At 67.9% G+C, this 17946-nt stretch carries 18 protein-coding genes and 1 pseudogene; 15 read left to right on the forward strand and 4 right to left on the reverse strand.

What is annotated here, in order from left to right:
• The first annotated feature begins 124 nt into the window (after positions 1 to 124).
• The 9 genes from FL625_RS03770 (at position 125) to FL625_RS03810 (ending at position 8747) form a co-directional block, all read left to right on the forward strand.
• The gene (locus tag FL625_RS03770) at positions 125 to 1858 is read left to right on the forward strand and encodes a heparinase II/III family protein (protein WP_235019305.1); all 1734 of its coding nucleotides are present in this window, start codon (positions 125 to 127) and stop codon (positions 1856 to 1858) included.
• A 12-nt stretch (positions 1859 to 1870) separates the two neighbouring features.
• Positions 1871 to 3457 carry a bifunctional phosphoribosylaminoimidazolecarboxamide formyltransferase/IMP cyclohydrolase gene (gene purH / locus FL625_RS03775; RefSeq protein ID WP_149587297.1) on the forward strand — a complete coding sequence of 529 codons (1587 nt, stop codon included), beginning with the start codon at positions 1871 to 1873 and terminating at the stop codon, positions 3455 to 3457.
• Positions 3458 to 3459: 2 nt separating this feature from the next.
• Positions 3460 to 3966: a signal peptidase II gene (lspA, locus tag FL625_RS03780; protein WP_149587692.1), complete on the forward strand. Its 507-nt coding sequence runs from the start codon at positions 3460 to 3462 to the stop codon at positions 3964 to 3966.
• Between the two features lie 62 nt (positions 3967 to 4028).
• Entirely contained in the window at positions 4029 to 4559 is a 531-nt protein-coding gene (locus FL625_RS03785) for a DUF3035 domain-containing protein (RefSeq protein WP_149587298.1), read from the forward strand.
• 94 nt (positions 4560 to 4653) lie between these two features.
• Positions 4654 to 6003, forward strand: a complete 1350-nt coding sequence (locus tag FL625_RS03790; protein WP_149587299.1) for a M16 family metallopeptidase — start codon at positions 4654 to 4656, stop codon at positions 6001 to 6003.
• Entirely contained in the window at positions 6000 to 7295 is a 1296-nt protein-coding gene (locus FL625_RS03795) for a M16 family metallopeptidase (RefSeq protein WP_149587300.1), read from the forward strand. The genes FL625_RS03790 and FL625_RS03795 overlap by 4 nt, the downstream gene beginning before the upstream one ends.
• 99 nt (positions 7296 to 7394) lie before the next feature.
• Positions 7395 to 8060, forward strand: coding sequence for a CDP-diacylglycerol--glycerol-3-phosphate 3-phosphatidyltransferase (gene pgsA, locus FL625_RS03800; RefSeq protein WP_149587693.1), 666 nt, complete (start codon positions 7395 to 7397; stop codon positions 8058 to 8060).
• Entirely contained in the window at positions 8060 to 8305 is a 246-nt protein-coding gene (gene moaD, locus FL625_RS03805; RefSeq protein WP_149587301.1) for a molybdopterin converting factor subunit 1, read from the forward strand. The genes pgsA and moaD overlap by 1 nt, the downstream gene beginning before the upstream one ends.
• Position 8306: 1 nt before the next feature.
• Positions 8307 to 8747 carry a molybdenum cofactor biosynthesis protein MoaE gene (locus FL625_RS03810; RefSeq protein ID WP_149587302.1) on the forward strand — a complete coding sequence of 147 codons (441 nt, stop codon included), beginning with the start codon at positions 8307 to 8309 and terminating at the stop codon, positions 8745 to 8747.
• Positions 8748 to 8899: 152 nt separating this feature from the next.
• On the opposite strand, the gene FL625_RS03815 is transcribed toward FL625_RS03810, so the two are convergent.
• Both FL625_RS03815 and FL625_RS03820 read right to left on the reverse strand, forming a co-directional pair.
• Positions 8900 to 9895, reverse strand: a complete 996-nt coding sequence (locus tag FL625_RS03815) for a P1 family peptidase (RefSeq protein WP_149587303.1) — start codon at positions 9893 to 9895, stop codon at positions 8900 to 8902.
• A gap of 110 nt (positions 9896 to 10005) precedes the next feature.
• Positions 10006 to 10335: a TFIIB-type zinc ribbon-containing protein gene (locus FL625_RS03820; protein ID WP_149587304.1), complete on the reverse strand. Its 330-nt coding sequence runs from the start codon at positions 10333 to 10335 to the stop codon at positions 10006 to 10008.
• A 244-nt stretch (positions 10336 to 10579) separates the two neighbouring features.
• On the opposite strand from FL625_RS03820, the gene FL625_RS03825 reads away from it, so the two are divergent.
• Positions 10580 to 11788, forward strand: a complete 1209-nt coding sequence (locus FL625_RS03825) for an aminopeptidase P family protein (RefSeq protein WP_149587694.1) — start codon at positions 10580 to 10582, stop codon at positions 11786 to 11788.
• Between the two features lie 35 nt (positions 11789 to 11823).
• On the opposite strand, the gene FL625_RS03830 is transcribed toward FL625_RS03825, so the two are convergent.
• Positions 11824 to 12078, reverse strand: coding sequence for a GlsB/YeaQ/YmgE family stress response membrane protein (locus FL625_RS03830; protein WP_149587305.1), 255 nt, complete (start codon positions 12076 to 12078; stop codon positions 11824 to 11826).
• 283 nt (positions 12079 to 12361) lie between these two features.
• Between FL625_RS03830 and FL625_RS03835 the strand changes: the two are divergent.
• Positions 12362 to 13090: pseudogene (locus FL625_RS03835) on the forward strand (L,D-transpeptidase); the annotation flags it as partial.
• A 152-nt stretch (positions 13091 to 13242) separates the two neighbouring features.
• On the opposite strand, the gene FL625_RS03840 reads toward FL625_RS03835, so the two are convergent.
• A complete protein-coding gene (locus FL625_RS03840; RefSeq protein WP_149587307.1) occupies positions 13243 to 13584 on the reverse strand; it encodes a cupin domain-containing protein in 342 nt (113 codons plus the stop codon).
• Between the two features lie 156 nt (positions 13585 to 13740).
• Between FL625_RS03840 and panB the strand changes: the two genes are divergently transcribed.
• The 4 genes from panB to FL625_RS03860 all read left to right on the forward strand — a co-directional run bounded on the left by panB (position 13741) and on the right by FL625_RS03860 (position 17878).
• Complete coding sequence (gene panB / locus FL625_RS03845; RefSeq protein ID WP_149587308.1) at positions 13741 to 14577, forward strand: 3-methyl-2-oxobutanoate hydroxymethyltransferase; 837 nt, start codon at positions 13741 to 13743, stop codon at positions 14575 to 14577.
• Entirely contained in the window at positions 14574 to 15413 is an 840-nt protein-coding gene (gene panC, locus FL625_RS03850) for a pantoate--beta-alanine ligase (protein WP_149587309.1), read from the forward strand. The genes panB and panC overlap by 4 nt, the downstream gene beginning before the upstream one ends.
• 272 nt (positions 15414 to 15685) lie before the next feature.
• Positions 15686 to 16756, forward strand: coding sequence for a hypothetical protein (locus FL625_RS03855; RefSeq protein ID WP_149587310.1), 1071 nt, complete (start codon positions 15686 to 15688; stop codon positions 16754 to 16756).
• On the forward strand, positions 16757 to 17878 hold the full coding sequence (locus FL625_RS03860) for a hypothetical protein (protein ID WP_149587311.1): 1122 nt from the start codon (positions 16757 to 16759) through the stop codon (positions 17876 to 17878).
• The last annotated feature ends 68 nt before the right edge of the window (positions 17879 to 17946 follow it).

Below are 17946 nucleotides of genomic sequence, written 5' to 3' on the forward strand. Positions count from 1 at the left end.
CTCGTTCGGCATCGCCTCCTCGTCGCGGGTCGGCGAGGAGTGACGAAGTCATCGACGAGCCCGGCGCAATTGCCTATCATCCCGCCATGATCCGGGGGAACCGGACAGGCAGGCGAGGCAGGGCGTGGGCGGCACCGGCATCAGGTCTGGACGTTTCGACCGGCTGGCCGACCGGCTGGCTCTCCTGGCGGCGCGGCGTGCGCCGGTGGCCGGCGGCTTCGTCGCTCAGCCCGAGCCGCGCTCCATCGGGACACTCTCGCGCGGGCGGCAGCTGGTGGAGGGCACGGTCCTCTTTGCAGGCCATCTGGCCGAGATCGGCGGCGGTTCGATCTGGGATGTGGCGGTGCCCGATCGCGCCTTCGCCGAAGAGATCCACGGGTTTGCCTGGCTGGACGACCTGGCGGCGCTGGGCACCAGGGAGGCGCGGGCGCGCGCCCAGGCCTGGACCTGGGACTGGATCGCGCGCTACGGCGCCGGGCGCGGCCCCGGCTGGACGCCGGACCTGACAGGGCGGCGGATCATCCGCTGGATCCACCATGCCACGCTGCTCTTGGCCGCCCGCGCGCCATCCGAGGCCGAGGCCTTCTATCGCGCGTTGTCGCGGCAGGCGGGCTATCTGGCCCGGCGCTGGCAGGGCGCGGCCAAGGGCCTGCCGCGGTTCGAGGCGCTGACGGGCCTCGTCTATGCCGGGATCTCGCTGATCGGGATGGAGGCGCTGGCCGACCCGGCGACCGAGGCGCTGGCGGCGGCCTGCGATGCCGACATCGACGCCGAAGGCGGCATCCCGTCGCGGAACCCGGAGGAACTGCTGGAGGTGCTGACGCTGCTGACCTGGTCGGCGAGCGCGATGACCGAGGCCGGGTTGACCGTGCCGCAACCGGTGCAGGAGGCGATCGTGCGGATCGCCCCGGCGCTGCGCACGCTGCGCCACGCGGATGGCGAACTGGCCCGGTTTCACGGCGGGGGCAGGGGCGCCGAGGGGCGGCTCGACCAGGCGCTGGCGGCGGCCGGGGGCCGGGGCGACAGACCCCCGGTGATCGCTATGGGATATGCCCGTCTGGCGGGTGGGCGGACCACGGTGATCGTGGACGCCGCGACACCTCCGGGCGGGCGGGCGGCCGAGACCGCGCATGCCTCGACGGCGGCCTTCGAGCTGACCTCGGGTCGGCGGCCGGTGGTCGTGAACTGCGGATCGGGCCTGACCTTCGGGCCGATGTGGCGGCTGGCGGCGCGGGCGACCGAGTGCCATTCGGTGCTGGCGATGGACCGCGTCTCGTCCTCGCGCCTGTATCCGACCGGCGAGGCGCTGGAGCATCGCGCCGCCGTCACCGCCTCGCGCATGACCACGGGCAGCGAGGGCACGGACCTCTACCTGGCGCATGACGGCTGGCTGCGCACGCACGGGCTGACCGCGAGCCGCAGCCTGACGCTGAGCCATGACGGGCGGCGGCTGTCGGGGGTCGAGGCGCTGACCGCGCTGAAGGCCGAGGCGCGCAAGCGGTTCGAGGATGTGATGACCGCCTCGGCCATGCAGGCGGGGCGCTTTGCGGTGCGCTTCCACCTGCACCCCGATGTCGATGCGACGCTGGACATGGGGGGCGCGGCGGTGTCGCTGGTTCTGCGCAGCGGCGAGATCTGGATCTTCCGCTTCACCGGGCCGGCCGAACTGTCGCTGGATCCTTCGGCCTACCTGGAAAAAGGGCGTTTGCACCCCCGGCCAAGCCTGCAGATCGTGCTGCGCGGCGAGGCGCGGGGCTTCGAGACACGCTTGGGCTGGACCTTGGCGAAGGCAAAGGATACTCCGCTGGCCATCCGGGATCTGGAGGCCGCCGAGCCCGAGGATCCCCTGGCAGAGTGACAGGGTAGCCCCATGACCAACCTCGTCCCCATCGGCCGCGCGCTGATTTCCGTTTCCGACAAGACCGGTCTTCTGGACCTGGCGCGCGCCTTGGCGGGATACGGGGTGGAACTGATCTCGACCGGTGGCACCAGCGGCATGCTGCGGGCGGCGGGGCTGGCGGTGCGGGATGTCAGCGACGTGACCGGGTTCCCCGAGATGATGGACGGCCGGGTCAAGACGCTGCATCCGAACGTGCATGGCGGGCTTCTGGCCCTGCGCGACGATGACGAGCATCTGGTGGCGATGGCCGCGCACGGGATCGAGCCGATCGACCTTCTGATCGTGAACCTTTACCCGTTCGAGGAGACGGTGGCCAAGGGCGCCGACCACGCCACCTGCATCGAGAACATCGACATCGGCGGGCCGGCGATGATCCGCGCGGCGGCGAAGAACCACCGGTTCGTCACCGTTGTGACGGACCCGGCGGATTACGCCGCGCTCCTTGATCAGTTGAAGGCGCATGACGGGGCGACGACGATGGCCTTCCGGCAGAAGCTGGCCTTGACCGCCTATTCCCGCACTGCTGCCTATGACACCGCCGTTTCAACCTGGCTTGCGGACCAGATCGGCGAGGCGACGCCACGGTATCGCAGCCTTGCCGGGAAACTGGCGCAGCCCCTGCGCTATGGCGAGAATCCGCATCAGGCGGCGGCTTTCTATGTGGACGGCAGCCACCGGCCCGGCGTGGCGACGGCGCGGCAGTGGCAGGGGAAAGAGCTGTCCTACAACAACATCAACGACACTGATGCCGCTTTCGAACTTGTGGCCGAATTCGGCGGGCGCGCCCCGGCCTGCGCGATCATCAAGCACGCCAACCCCTGCGGCGTCGCCACCGCAGCGACCCTGACCGAGGCCTACATCCGTGCCTACCAGTGCGACCAGACCTCGGCCTTCGGCGGGATCGTGGCGCTGAACCAGGTGCTGGACGGGGCGACGGCGGAAGAGATCGTGAAGATCTTCACCGAGGTCGTCATCGCCCCCGACGCGACCGACGAGGCGAAGGCGATCTTTGCCGCGAAGAAGAACCTGCGGCTTCTGACCACGGGCGCGCTGCCGGACCCGAAGGCGAAAGGCCTGGCCTTCCGGCAGGTGGCGGGCGGCTTCCTGGTGCAGGACCGGGATTCCGCGAATGTCTCGACCGCCGACCTGAAGGTGGTGACGAAGCGCGCCCCGACCGAGGCGGAACTGCGCGACCTGATGTTCGCCTGGACCGTGGCCAAGCATGTGAAGTCGAACGCGATCATCTACGTCAGGGACGGCGCCACGGTGGGCGTGGGCGCGGGGCAGATGAGCCGCGTCGATTCCACCCGCATCGCCGCGCGCAAGGCGCAGGACATGGCCGAGGCGCTGGGCCTGCCCGGGCCGCTGACGCAAGGCTCGGTCGTGGCGTCGGATGCCTTCTTCCCCTTCGCCGACGGTCTGATCACCGCCGCCGAGGCCGGGGCCACGGCGATCATCCAGCCGGGCGGGTCGATGCGCGACGACGAGGTGATCGCGGCGGCGGACGAGCGGGGTCTCGCCATGGTCTTCACCGGCCAGCGGCATTTCCGGCACTGATGATGCGGCGGTTCTGGATCACGGCGGCGGCGACCTTCGGGCTGGACCAGCTGACGAAGCTTGCCGTCGTGCATGGCCTGGACCTGATCACCCGGCACGAGATCGACGTGCTGCCGCCCTTCGTCAACTTCCGCATGGCCTGGAACTACGGCATCAACTTCGGCCTCCTGGCGCATGGGTCGGACCTGGCGCGCTGGGGGCTTATCGCGGTGGCGCTGGCGATTTCGGCCTGGGTGGTCTGGTGGATGCGGCGCGAAGGCGGCAACTGGAAGGCCCAGCTTTCGGGCGGGCTTCTGATCGGTGGCGCCCTCGGCAATGTCGTTGACCGGGCGCTTTACGGTGCGGTGGCGGATTTCCTGAACATGTCCTGCTGCGGGATCGAGAACCCCTATGCCTTCAACGTGGCCGATATCGCGATCTTCGCCGGGGCGGCCGGGCTGGTGGTCTTTGCCAAGGGCGAGGCGAAGGATGCAGCAACAGACGGCAAACCCAAGCGCAAGGCGCGCTAATCGGGCGTGACGACCGCACGGCTTTAGGCTAAGACGAGCACGAGACGATGTCGGAGGCAGGGATGCGGGCAGGACAAGGCAGGGCGGTCATCGCGTTTGCGACGATGATCACGCTGGCGGCCTGCGGCGGCAAGGGCGATCCCCAGTTGATGAACCTGCGGTCCGGCCCCGGACCTGACGAATTCGCCATCGTGCCGCCCAAGCCTTTGGAAATGCCGGAAAACCTGTCCGAGTTGCCGGAGCCCACCCCGGGCGGGTTCAACCGCACCGACCGTGACCCCGAGGCCGAAGCCGCTATCGCCCTCGGCGGTCGGCCCTCGGCCGCGGGCGGCATCCCGGCGGCGGATTCGGCGCTTTATGGCCATGCCGCCCGCTTTGGTGTGGATCGGGCCATCCGGTCCACGCTGGCTTCGGAAGACCTGGAATGGCGGCGCGACAATAACGGCCGCATTCTGGAACGGCTGTTCAATGTGAACGTCTATTACAAGGCCTACCGCAAGCAGCGGCTTGACCAGCAGGCCGAACTGGAGCGCTGGCGCGCCCTTGGGGTGCGCAACCCCTCGGCCCCTCCCCGCAAGCAGGGCGAGGAGTAACAAGCGCGTGGACCGCGCCTGCCCGGGCTTGATTGTCCGGGCATCGCGCCGCAGGTTCCTGCGCAAGACGTCACCACTTGACCTGGAGTAGCCGATGTTCGGACGAATTGGCGCCGGCCTGGCCCTTGCTCTGACCCTGGCGCTGGCAGCCAGGGCAGAGGTGCCGGTCACGACCTTCACGCTGGACAATGGCCTTGACGTGGTGGTGATCGAGGATCATCGCGCCCCGGTCGTGGTGCAGATGATCTGGTATCGCGTGGGCGCGGCGGACGAACCGCCGGGACATTCCGGCATCACCCATTTCCTGGAACACCTGATGTTCAAGGGCACCGAGAAGGTGGCGCCCAATGCCTTCTCCGGCATCGTCGAGGCACAGGGCGGCGACGACAACGCATTCACGTCCTGGGATTACACGGCCTATTTCCAGCGCATCGCCGCCGACCGGCTGGACCTGGTGATGGAAATGGAAGCCGACCGGATGCGCAACCTGCGTCTGACCGAGGAGGACGTGGCGACCGAACGCCAGGTCATCCTCGAGGAACGCGCCCAGCGCACCGACAGCGACCCCAGCGCGCTTCTGATCGAACAGATGCGGGCCGCGCAGTTCCAGAACAGCCCCTACGGCACCCCCGTGATCGGCTGGCGGCACGAGATGGAGACCCTGTCGCGCGCCGACGCGCTGCGCCACTACGAACGCTTCTATGCGCCGAACAACGCAACACTGATCGTTGCCGGCGACGTGACGCCCGAGCGGGTGCGCGAACTGGCCGAGCGCCACTATGGCCCGCTGAAGCCCTCGGACGGCATCGGCCCGCGCCTGCGCCCGCAGGAACCGCCGCACCTGGCCGAGCGCCGGATCTCGATGGCGGACGAGAGGGTTTCGGATCCTTATGTCTTCCGCACCTACCTGGCCCCTGAACGCGACCCGGGCGACCAGAAGACGGCGGCGGCGTTGACGGTCCTGGCCGAGCTTCTGGGCGGCAATGGCCAGACCTCGGTCCTGGCGCGGGCCCTGCAGTTCGACAGGAAGGTGGCGGTATATACCTCGGCCTTCTACGACGGCACCAGCATCGACGACGCTACCTTCGGTCTGGCGGTGGTGCCCGCCCCGGGCATCAGCCTTGAGGCGGTGGAGGCCGATCTTGACCGGGTGCTGGCGGATTTCCTGGAGACGGGCCCCGATCCTGCGGCTCTGGAGCGGATCCGCACCCAGGTTCGCGCGGGCGAGATCTACGCTCGCGACAGCGTGGAAAACCTGGCGCACCGCTATGGTCAGGGGCTGAGTGTCGGGCTGACGGTCGCGGACATCGAGGGCTGGGACGACGCGTTGGCCGCGGTGAGCGAGGCGGACGTCATGGAGGCCGCGCGTCTGGTGCTGGACCGGCGCAACGCGGTGACGGGCTGGCTGACGCGGCCCGCCTCGGAAGGGGAGGCCAAGCCATGATCCGCGCCCTGTTTGTCGCGTTCCTGGCTGTCGCGTTGCCGGCCAGGGCCGAAATCCCGATCCGCGAGGTCGTCTCTCCCGGCGGCATCACCGCCTGGCTGGTCGAGGATCACAACATCCCCTTCGCGGCGCTGGAAATCCAGTTCAAGGGTGGCACCGCGCTGGATGCTCCGGGCAAGCGCGGGGCGGTCAACCTGATGACGGCGACGCTGGAGGAGGGCGCGGGCGAGATGGACAGCCGCGCCTTCGCCGAGGCGCGCGAGGCGCTGGCGGCGAACATCCGCTTTGACGCGGGCAGCGATTCGGTTTCGGTCTCGGTGAAGTTCCTGACCGAGAACCGCGACCAGGTGATCGACCTCTTGCGCGAGGCGCTGGTCAACCCGCGCTTCGACCAGGACGCGGTGGACCGGGTGCGCGAACAGGTGTTGTCGAACCTGCGCGCGAACGCGAAGGACCCGGGCACCATTGCCGCGGAGAAATTCGACGCCATGGCCTTCGGCGACCATCCCTATGCCTCGTCAGGAGATGGCACCATCGAGACCGTGACGGCGCTGACCCGCGACGATGTGGTGGCCGCGCACAAGGCGGCGCTGGCGCGGGACCGGGTCCATGTCGCGGCAAGCGGCGACATCACGGCCGAGGATCTGGGGGTGCTCATGGACCGGCTTCTGGGCGACCTGCCCGCGACCGGGGCACCGTTGCCCGACGAAGCGCCATGGCTGTTGTCGGGCGGCGTGACCGTGGTCGATTTCCCGACCCCGCAGGCCACGGTGTTCTTCGGCCAGCGCGGGATCTCGCGTGACGATCCGGATTTCTTTCCGGCCTTCGTGCTGAACGAGCTTGTCGGCGGCGGCCGCTTTACCGCGCGGCTGATGACCGAGGTGCGGGAAAAGCGCGGCCTGACCTACGGGATCGGCACCTACATCGTGAACATGGACCATGCCGACATGATCCTGGGCCAGTTCGCCGCCTCGAACGACAAGGTGGCCGAGGCGATCAAGGTGGTGAAGGAGGAATGGGGCCGCCTGGCCCGAGAGGGCGTGACGCCGGAAGAACTGGAGGCGACCAAGACCTATCTCACGGGGTCCTATCCGCTGCGCTTTGACGGCAACGGGCCGATCGCCAGCATCCTGGTGGGGATGCAGATGGACGGGATGCCGATCGACTATGTGACCACTCGCAACGCGAAGGTCGAGGCAGTGACGATGGAGGACATCCGCCGCGTCGCCGAGCGGCTGTTCAAGGCGGACGAGTTGCAGTTCGTGGTGGTTGGCCAGCCGACGGGGCTTTAGCGCGGGGCCTGCAGGGCTGGCGCAAGTGCGACACCAACAGGGCGGAAACGGACGCACAAGCCCCTTCCCCCTGTCCGACCCATGGTCTACCAATCCATCATGATCTGGACGATCCCGAACACGCTGACCGTGCTTCGTCTGCTGGCTGCGCCCGGCGTGGCGATCATGTTCCTGTATTTCCACCGCCCCTGGGCCGACTGGCTGGCGCTGACCCTGTTCGTAGGTGCGGCGATCACCGACTGGTTCGACGGCTACCTTGCCCGGCTGTGGAAGCAGGAGTCGAAATTCGGCGCCATGCTGGACCCGATCGCCGACAAGGCGATGGTGGTGATCGCGATCATGGTCCTGACCGGCTACAACGGGATGAACCCCTGGCTGATCCTGCCCGCGACCGTGATCCTGTTCCGCGAGGTCTTCGTCGGCGGTCTGCGCGAATACCTGGGCACGAAAAGCGGCCAGCTGAGGGTGACGAAGCTGGCCAAGTGGAAGACCACGGCGCAGATGATCGCGATTGCCGTCCTCTTCCTCGGCACCGGCTTCGAATATCTGAATGGCGTGGCGATGCAGGGGATGACCACCGAAGAATATGTGCAGGCGGTGATCGCGGGCGAGGCCGACCCGATCCGCGCCTGCGGCAAGCGCGACTGCGCTTCGTACGCGAACCTCGTCGGTATCTGGCTGCTCTGGGTGGCAGCCCTGCTGACCGTGGTCACGGGCTGGGAATACTTCGTCAAGTCCCTGCCCTTCCTGCGGGAGGACAAGTGATGGAAGTTCTGTACTTCGCCTGGGTGCGGGAACGGATCGGCCTGCCGCGCGAGCGGGTGGAGACGCAGGCCGCCACTGTGGCCGAGCTGGTCGAGGAGCTGCGCGCGCGGGAGGACCGCTATGCCGCGGCCTTCGCCGACCTGACCGCGCTGCGGGTTGCGCTGGATCAGGAACTGGCCAACTTCGACGCGCCGCTGGCGGGGGTGCGCGAGGTCGCCTTCTTCCCGCCGATGACCGGGGGCTGAGATGCGGATCGCGGTCCAGTCCGAGGCCTTCGACCTGGGCGCCGAGGTCTCGGCCTTCGCGGCGGAGGTGCGGGGGGCGGGCGCGGTGGTCAGCTTTACCGGCCTCGTCCGGGACGAGGGCGGCCGGTTGTCGGCGATGGAGATCGAGCATTACCCCGGGATGACCGAGAAGGCGATCGCCGGTATCGTGGAAAAGGCCGCGCGGCGCTGGTCGCTGGCAGACGCGCTGGTGATCCACCGCCACGGGCGGCTGGAGCCGGGCGAGGCGATCATGATGGTCGCCACCGCCGCGCCGCACCGGGCCGATGCCTTCGCGGCGGCGGAATTCCTGATGGACTACCTGAAATCCCGCGCGCCGTTCTGGAAGAAGGAGATCGGCGCGGACGGGGCGGAATGGGTCGCAGCGAAGGATGCCGACGAGGACGCGCTGAACCGCTGGTAGCGTCCACGCTGGGCGTGTCGCTTTATTTAAGCGAAATCAATGAGTTGGCTTTGGGCGTTCACCTGATGTCAACCGTGGTGCCACCCACCCTCTCCCTCCCCCACGGAGGGGGGAGGGAAGCGCGGGGCGCGGCGTGCGGTCGCCCTTGCGGGTCAGCGGATGCCGGCGAAGCGGGTGGTCCAGGTCGGTTGCAGGTCCTGCGGGCCGGGGCGGGCGAAGTAGATCGCGCGGGCGATGGCGCGGGCGAGGCAGGTCGCAGCGGCGTGGCCGAGCTGGAAGCTGTCGGTCAGTGGGTCTTGCAGCGGTCTCGCGCCGGTGGCGACGGAGAATATGAGGTCTCCGTCAAGGGGCGTGTGTGACGGGACAAGGGCGCGGGCCATGCCGTCGTGGGCGGCTGTGGCCATGCGCTGCGCCTCGGCCTTGGTGAGCGCGGCATCGGTGGCGACGATGGCTATGGTGGTCGCCTCGCCCAGCCGCTTGCGCGGCAGGGGGGCCTCCTGCGGGATGCGGGGCGCGGGGCCGAGGCCGCCGAACTCGGCGCCCTCTTCCCAGGGCGCGGCCCAGAAGTGGGGGGTCTCGCCGACGGTGGCCTGGCCGAGGGCGTTGACGACGACCAGCGCGCCGACGGTCAGGCCGGAGGGGAGGACGCAGGAGGCCGACCCTAGCCCGCCCTTGAGGTTGCCCGTCATGGCGCCATAGCCGGCCCCGGCGGTGCCGAGGGCGAAGTCGCAGGCGGCTGCGTCGAAGGCCCGGCGGCCCAGGTCGGGGTAGGGGCTGGTCTGCCAGTCCTTCTCGCCGCCGTTCAGGAGGTCGAAGACAATGGCTCCGGGGACGATGGGCACGGCGACGGGGCCGACGACGAAGCCGCGCCCGGCCTCGCGCAGGGCCTGCATGATGCCGGTTCCCGCATCGAGCCCGAAGGCGGAGCCTCCCGAAAGGAAGATCGCGTCCACCTCCTGCACCATGCGGTCGGGGGCGAGGAGGTCGGTTTCGCGCGTGCCGGGGGCGCCGCCCATGACATGGACGGCGGCCACGAAGGGGCGGTCGGCGGTCAGGACGGTGACGCCGGAACAGAGCCGCGCATCATCGGCATTGCCGACCCGCAGGCCGGGGACATCGGTGATGAGGTTCAGGGGACCGGGGCGCATTGCCCAAGGCTAACCTGCTGCGGGCCGGGCGCAAGGGGCTGCTCCTCGTGCGCCGTCGGCGCGTCGTCGCGGGGCTGCGACGAGCGGCGCAGCCGACGAGGAGCCTTTGGTCAGAAGTCGAACAGGTCGCTCAGGAAGCTGTCCTTGCGCTTCTTGCGGTAGCCATACTTGTAGTCGTCGTCGTCCTTGTAGCGACGGCGGTCGTCATGGCCGCGCGGCTCGGGCTGATAGACCGGCGCCGTCTGGGGGGCGACGTGGTGCTGCGTGGCGGCCTGCGGTGTCGGGGCCGGCGCGGCATGGGAACCGCCAAGCGAGCGGTCGATGATCTTGTCGAGTTCCCCCCGGTCCAGCCAGACGCCACGACATTTCGGGCAATAGTCGATCTCGACCCCCGAACGGTCGGTCATCACCAGGGTCTCGCCATCCACCGGGCAGCGCATTCACGTCTCCATCCTTGTGTCGAAGGATAGATGGGGTCGCAAACCGGCCGTGCAAGGGTCGGAAACGGTCTTGCGCGAAAGGCCGCGCGGGCGCAGGAAGGGGGCGAGCCGTGGCGATGGCGTCGCCGCAGGGGTGAACACCCCGACGCTTGCGGGTAACCCCCGCTTCCGTCCTGTACGCCGGGACCTTCCGGGGTCCCGTGGCACATGGCCGGACCCCTGCACACGAGGTCTGGACATGTCGTTGAACCGTCCCGAGATGTACCGCTTTCACAATGGCGGCAAGAAGGACACCCTGCCCTTCGCCGATCAGGAATACCATGATCGCCTGGCGGGCCTGCGCGAGATCATGGAGATGCACGAGCTGGACGCGGTCGTCCTGACCTCGATGCACAACGTGGCCTATTACTCGGGCTTCCTCTATTGCAGCTTCGGGCGGCCCTATGCCTGCGTCGTGACGAAAACCCAGTGCGTGACGATCAGCGCCGGGATCGACGCGGGCCAGCCCTGGCGCCGCAGCATCGAGGACAACATCACCTATACCGACTGGACCCGCGACAATTTCTGGCGCGCGGTGGTCTCGGTGGTGGGGACCGGCAAGGCGGTGGGTTGCGAGGCCGACCATCTGACGCTGGAGCGGGCCGAGAAGTTCAACAGCTTCCTGAAGCCGAAGCGGGGGGTCGATGTGGCCCCGGCGACGATGCACCAGCGGATGCGGAAATCTCCGGCCGAGATCGCGCTGATCAAGCACGGGGCGAATGTGGCCGACGTGGGCGGCTATGCGATCCGCGACGCGATCAAGGTCGGCGCGACGGAGCTTGAAGTGTCCATCGCCGGACGGGATGCCATGGAGCGCGAGATCGCCAAGCGTTTTCCCGACGCCGAATACCGCGACACCTGGGTCTGGTTCCAGTCGGGGATCAATACCGACGGCGCGCACAACCCGGTGACGAACCGCAAGCTGAAGCATGGCGACATCCTGAGCCTGAACTGCTTTCCGATGATCTCGGGCTATTACACCGCGCTGGAGCGGACGCTCTTTGTGGGCGAGGTGGACGAGGCCAGCATGAAGGTCTGGCAGACCAACATCGACAGCCATGAATTCGGGATGAAGCTGCTGCGCCCCGGCATGTCCTGCGCCGAGATCACGCGGCAGATCAACGAGTTCCTGGCCGAGCGGCAGATGCTGCAATATCGCACCTTCGGCTACGGGCACAGCTTCGGGATCCTGTCGCACTACTATGGCCGCGAGGCGGCGCTGGAGCTGCGCGAGGACATCGACACGGTGCTGGAGCCTGGGATGGTCATCAGCATGGAGCCGATGCTGACGATCCCCGAGGGCATGCCGGGGGCGGGCGGCTACCGCGAGCACGACATCTTTGTCGTGACCGAGGACGAGCCCGAGGACATCACGCATTACCCCTACGGCCCCGCCTTCAACGTGGTGGGCTGAGGGATCGGGCCGGGGGATGCCCCGGCCCGTCCGCTTCAGGCGCGCTTGATGACACGGATCAGGAGCAGGAGGATCACCGCGCCGAGGGTGGCGGCGATGATCGCGCCGACAATGCCGCCGCCGAACGAAAGGCCGGCATAGGGCAGGATCAGCCCCGCGATGAAGGCGCCGACGATGCCGACGACGATGTTGCCGATCAGGCCGAAGCCGTAGCCCTTGACGATCTGTCCGGCCAGCCAGCCGGCGATTGCGCCGATGACGAGCGTGACGATGAGTGCCTGGCTGGCCATGCGGTTCTCCTTTTCAGCCGCTTCCTTCCGGAGCGGTGCAGATCCAACGCGCGAGAATCCGCCGGGTTCCCGGTCCAGACCGCTAGATATGGACGAATTCCCGAGCCACGCGCTGAATATGCGATCCGGCGGGTCCGCGCGGACCGCACAGAATCGAACAGGCCCCGGCCGCGAGGGCAGCTTCGGTCGGGAAGATTCGGAAAAGCCTGCATTTTTGGTCTTGACGCATCGGCGCGACCGTGGCGCAAGTGGCGGAAGCTGCCCTTGAAACCGAGTCTGCCAAGTGACCCTGCTTCCTGCCCGGATCCTTGCGATCCTCGCCCTTCCCGTGCTTGCCGCCTGCGCCAGCACCCCGAAATCGCAAGAGCCGGCGGGTGTGCCCGGCTATGAAGGCATCCAGGACGGAGCCTTCTTCATCGAGCCGGTGCCGGAGCAGTATCTGTTCGAGGGCAACCGCCGGACCGAGGTCGCCTATGCCGGCGACGAGGCGCCGGGGACGGTGGTCGTCGATACCTATGCGCGCAAGCTCTATCTGGTGGGCGAGGGCGGGACGGCGACCCGCTATCCGATCGCGGTCGGGCGCGAGGGGCTGTCGTTCCGCGGCAACGGCGTCGTGGGGCGCAAGGCGGAATGGCCGTCGTGGCAACCGACCGCCAACATGATCCGCACCCGGCCCGACCTTTACGCGGCCTATGCCGGTGGCCTGCCGGGCGGCCTGCAGAACCCGCTGGGTGCGCGGGCGCTGTATCTCTATCGCGGCGGACGCGACACGATGTTCCGCATCCATGGCACGTCCGACGCGGCGTCGATCGGGCATGCGACCAGCGCGGGCTGCATCCGTCTGTTCAACCAGGATGCCATCGACCTTTACAACCGCGTGCCGGTCGGCACCCCCGTCAAGGTCCGGTCCGAGGCGGAAAGCCTGGCGCTGGAAGGGCCGCAGATGATCGACGCCTACGGCAGGCTGGTGCCGGAGACGCCGGAGAACATCGCCAAGAAGGAACGCGACCTGGCTGCGATCGCCCGTCAGGAGGCGAAGGACCGCGCCGCCGCCGAGAAGGCCGAGCGCAAGCGGCTGGCCGCCTGCGACCGCCGCGGCATCGCCCCCGAGGAATGCCCGCGTCCGGTGGTCTCGGGCACCTCGGTGACGGTGGGAACCCGCGGCTAAAGCCGGATCACATAGTCCTTGAGGGTGGTCTGCACGACCTCCCAGGTCCCCTCGAAGCCCGGGCGGATGATCAGGCTGTCGCCCGGGTGCAACTGGGTGACGCTGCCGTCCGCCCCGGTCAGGATCGAATAGCCCGACAGGATGCGGAAATATTCCCATTCCGAATAGCTCACGCGCCACTTCCCGGGGGTAGACTGCCAAAGCCCGCAGTAAAGGCCGTCGCGGTCCTCGAGGTTCCAGGTGGTATGGACCGGGTTGCCCGAGAGGAGACGGTCGGGGGCCGGGCCGCCGATCTCGGGGGTGATGCCGTCACGGCTGACGCGCTGGATGAGGGTCATGGGCTTCTCCTTTCGGCGCATTCAGGCCGCGCGGCACCGGCGCGTCAACCCCGTGACGCTGCGACCGGCGGTGCTGCGCTGCGGCGCAAATTTGTTGCGGCGGCCTTCCGCTTGTGCCCATATGGCGGGCAGAATGTGACTTGCGCGGAGGCATCCATGAGCGCCACGTCCCCTGTCAGGCCCGTGCTGCCCCCCGACATCCGCGCCCGCAAGGGCGGTGCGCCGCTGGTAGTGCTGACGGCCTACTCCACCCCTGTCGCCCGGCTGGTCGATGCGCATTGCGACATCGTTCTGGTGGGCGACAGCGTGGGGATGGTGATCCACGGCCTGCCTTCGACCCTGGGCGTCACGCTGGAGATGATGATCCTGCATGGCCGTGCCGTGGTTCGGGGTGCACAGCGCGCGATGCCGGTGATCGACATGCCCTTCGGATCCTACGAGGAGGGACCGGAGCAGGCCTTCCGCAATGCCAGTCGGCTGATGGCGGAAACCGGCGCTCCGGCGGTGAAGCTGGAGGGCGGGCAGCACATGGCCGAGACCATCGCCTTCCTGACCCAGCGCGGCGTGCCGGTGATGGCGCATGTCGGCCTGACCCCGCAGTCGGTCAACACCCTGGGCGGCTACAAGGTGGTGGGCCGCGATGCCGAGGCGGCGAAGGTGATGGCCGATGCCAAGGCGGTGGAAGCGGCCGGGGCCTTCTCGGTCGTGCTGGAGAAGGTGCCTTCGGGTCTGGCCGGCAAGGTGACGCGGGCGCTGGCGATTCCGACCATCGGCATCGGCGCCGGTGTGGATTGCGACGGTCAGGTTCTGGTGGTGGATGACATGCTGGGCCTGTTCACCGATTTCCGTCCGAAGTTCGTGAAGCGCTATGCCGAACTGGGCCGCGCCGCGGACGAGGCGATCGCGGCCTATGCGGCAGAGGTGCGCGCGCGCGCCTTTCCTGCGGCAGAGCACAGCTTTCCGGACGTGCTGCCGTCGAAGGAGAAGAAATGATCCCGATCCTGCGGACGGTGGCCGAACTGCGCGCCCTGTCAGGCGGCTGGAAGGCGCGGAACGAGGTGGTGGGCGTGGTCCCCACCATGGGCGCACTGCACGACGGGCACCTGTCCCTTGCCCGGCGCGCGCGGGCGGAGTGCGACCGGGTCATCACCACGATCTTCGTGAACCCCAAGCAGTTCAACAACCCCGAGGACCTGAAGAAATACCCCCGCAGCGAGGATGCCGACGCGGCCCTGCTAGCGACGGTGCCGGTCGATGCGATCTTTGCCCCGCCGGTCGAGGAGGTCTATCCCGACGGCTTCATCACCACGGTCAGCATGGGCGGCGTCGCGCAGCCGCTGGAAGGGCACATGCGGCCCGGTCACTTCGACGGGGTGGCGACGGTGGTCACCAAGCTGTTCGGGATGAGCCTGGCCGACAGGGGCTATTTCGGCCACAAGGACTGGCAGCAGTTGCAGGTGGTGCTGCGGCTGGTGCGCGACCTGAACATTCCCGTGCAGGTCGTCGGATGCGAGACGATCCGCGAGCCGGACGGGCTGGCCATGTCCAGCCGCAACGTGCGCCTGACGGCGGAGGGGCGGGCCAAGGCACCGATCCTTTACGCCGCGATCACCCGCGCCGCCGAGGACATCCGCGCCGGCCATGCCGACCGCATGGCCATCCGCGAGGCGGCCGAGACGATGCGGAAGGCGGGGTTCGAGCGGGTGGAATACATCGAGTTGCGCGATGCCGAGACGCTGATGCCCTCGGACGACCCGCGCCGCCCGCGCCGGATGCTGGCGGCGGCCTGGATCGACGGGGTGCGGCTGATCGACAACATTCCCGTCTGAGGGGCGGGTATTGAAAGGAGCGCTGGCGCGCGCGCCTTTTGTCTCGTCGTCGGGCTGCGCCTCCTCCTCGGGTGATGGGGGCGCTTCGCCCCCCATGCCCCCCGAGAGTATTTGTCAAAGGGCAAATGCAGGGGGCGGGATTCCGCGCTTGGCGGACGGGGGAACTTGCTGCAAGACTTCCCCCCGTGACGGGTCCGATCAATCGGGGCCGGGATGATGTAATTCGCTGTTACATCACTATGTGATGCAGATGTGGTTCAACGGAGGGTCGGATGGCCGATTTCGAGACGCAGATCAAGGAAAGCCAGGCTCAGGTCGCGCAGGCGCAGGCGAAGATCAGCGAGATCACCAGCCGGATCGAGGCGGCGCGGTCGAAGCTGGACCAGGGTGTGGAGCTGGACGTCGAGAACGCCACGCTTGAGGATGTGGCCAAGCACACCGAGCTGATGAACGCGAACATCGCGGAACTCATCATGGGGCTGGACGACGTGACTGCCGGATTCTCGAAGGAATTCAGCGAGATGCGGTCGAAGACCGGGATGGAGTCCTTCATCGGCATCTTCTCGCCGGCGAAGGCGGAATCGATGCGGCAGGAGCGGATGCGCGCTGCCACCATCGACGACAAGTTGCAGGACCTGATTTCCAAGTCGGACGTGATCGTTAAGCTGTTGCAGGGGCAGCTGGACCTGCTGAACACCCAGAAGACGCGGGTGGAGGGGAACCTGGCCTCGACCCTGACGGAGCGGGAAGAGACGGTGGCGGCCTTGGAAGCGGTGCGGAAGGAAGTCGCCGCCCTGGACCCGAAGATCATCGAGCTGGAGAACAAGATCAGCGTCGAACAGGACGCGGCGGCGCGGACCAAACTGGAGACGGAGCTGGCGACGCTGAATGCGAAATACAACGCGCTGGTGCAGGACGAGCAGGTGAAGCTGGCGAAGTCGCAGACGCTGGAGCGGTATATCGAGAAGGGCAAGACCTGGGTCGACAGCCTGCAGAACCAGGCGGCGACGCAGCTGGTGCTGATCAACAAGCTGCAGACGGATACCAAGCAGCGGGTGGTGCTGTACGACGCGCTGACCTCCAGCTTGAAGACCGCGCAGCAGCAGGACGTGGCGCACCGGATCAACGAGATCGGGGTGAAGACCGACCAGGAGGCCCAGACCGCGATGGCGGCGATCGGGGCGGCGACGAACGACAAGATGGCCGACATGCTGGAAGCGCATGAGGGGCACATGGTGTTCGCGCGCCAGATCCTGGAGCAGAAGGCGAAGGCGGATGAACGCTTTGCGCGCAGGTTCGCGGCGATTGTCGAGAAACACGACAAGAACGCGTATGGGGAATAAGTGGCCGACGTAAAGGACGTCCTCACCTCGGACCATCACGAGCTCTACGACACGCTCACGGCCCGGCGCTACTTTGCCAAGTTCAACCGGATCACCGGGCATCTGGGCCGGGTGGCGGCGGAAGTGGAGACGGAGGGGAAGCTGACGCGAACCGAGGCGCGGGTGCTGGGGCGGTATCTGGCGGCGGTGGCGGGGACGTTCCGGGCGCTGTCGAACAAGTATCTGATGACCGGGCGAGGCGAGGCGGCTCCGCGCCTGACCATCGACCGGCATGAGAGCGGGTTTCCGGTGGCTCAGGAGCTGATGACCATGGCGGTCGATGCCCAGCAGGCGGCGAAGCATCTGGCCGGGATGCCCTCGGAAGCGGAACTCAAGGACCGGATGGTGCGGCAGATCGTGGGGGACCTGACGATCCCCACGGCGCTGCAGTTCGCGCTGTCGCAGCGGTATTACTACGAGGCGCTGCTGGCGGGCGGCATCTTCTGGGCGCGGAACGACCCGGATGCGCAGTGGATCCAGGACCTGGGCGAGCGGCGGCATTTCCTGGTGCATTGGGCGGTCTGGGACACGCAGAGCAACTTGCCGGTGGTCTATCTGATGGACGTGGAGGACTCGGGCAAGCGGCCGATCCTGAACGATGCCTATCGCTGGCCGCAGGCGCAGGCGGCGCTGATGGCGCAGTCGGTGGGCGGGCTGAAGCTTTTGACGATCGCCACGGGCTTCGACAAGGATTTCGACGACCTGCATCCGAAACGGCTGCGGCGGATCATCCTGGGGCCGATGTATTCGGCGAGCTTCACGCTGCAATCCGGCCCGATCTCGAAGGTCCTGGAAGGGGCGAAGGCGCCGGAGGGCGAGGACTGGGCGCTGGTCTGGACGGTGGAGGATCTGGTCAGCGACCGCGAGGAGGTGGTGAAGGACGGGTGGTTTTCCTCGTCGCTGCGGCAGGTCTACAGGCTTGACCCGGTCGTCGGGGCGGAGATCGGGGCCACGCGGCAGGACCGGATGATCATCCTGCCGGAACGGCCCTATCAGGTGCTGGTCGAGCAGAATCCGGCGGGGCTGCGGGCCTACCGGAAATTCGTGGTGGGGGCCGGGGGAAGACTCATCCCGACGTTGTGAGTGCTGAACCCCCGGGGGCGCTGCCCCCGGACCCCCGGGATATTTGTGGACAGATGAAAGGGTTGGCC

It is taken from the genome of Tabrizicola flagellatus (genome assembly GCF_008271465.1).
Classification (GTDB): domain Bacteria; phylum Pseudomonadota; class Alphaproteobacteria; order Rhodobacterales; family Rhodobacteraceae; genus Tabrizicola; species Tabrizicola flagellata.